The organism is Myxococcus sp. CA005, assembly GCF_006518205.1.
In the GTDB taxonomy this organism is placed as follows: domain Bacteria; phylum Myxococcota; class Myxococcia; order Myxococcales; family Myxococcaceae; genus Myxococcus; species Myxococcus xanthus.
Genome location: NZ_SRLV01000214.1, coordinates 1 through 465, shown reverse-complemented (window position 1 = coordinate 465; position 465 = coordinate 1). Strand labels below are relative to the sequence as shown.

The window sequence follows — 465 nt, the reverse complement described above, 5'->3', positions numbered from 1 at the left end:
GAACTTGGTGGGCTTCGGCCCCAGCTCGGCCGGACCTGACTTGGCCCAATTGAAGGCGGCGAGACAGTCGTCATAGGCCGCCGGGAAGGCGTGCTCGGGCGCCAGGCGATAGTCCACCGCCAGCACGCGCAGGCCAAGGCTCGCCGCCACGTGACGGCAGAAGCTGTCATGGGTGGCGAGGTCGCCGATCACCCAGCCGCCGCCGTGGAAGAAGACGATCAGCGGCCCTTCGCTCGCCTTGTCGCCATAGGGCCGGCCGGGAACAGCGCCCGCAGGGCCGGGAATGGCGATCTCGGCGGTGGGGCAGGCGACCGGCGGCGGATCAGCCATCTGGGCGAGAGCGACGTACATGGCCCGCCCGTCCGCCGGCGTGATGTCGCGCAGCTTCGGGCCGGCCTGAGCGGCCAGCATGGCCAGCAATTGAGCGGCGTCGGGGGAGACAAAGGGGGCGGTCATGCGGGCTCC

Annotated in this window: 1 protein-coding gene; it reads right to left on the bottom strand. The window is 71.2% G+C overall.

All coding sequences use genetic code 11. The features are described 5' to 3' along the window. The coding region (locus FMQ63_RS38620) for an alpha/beta hydrolase fold domain-containing protein (RefSeq protein WP_305034255.1) at positions 1-411 on the bottom strand (411 nt) is incomplete at its 3' end. Positions 412-465 lie beyond the last annotated feature (54 nt).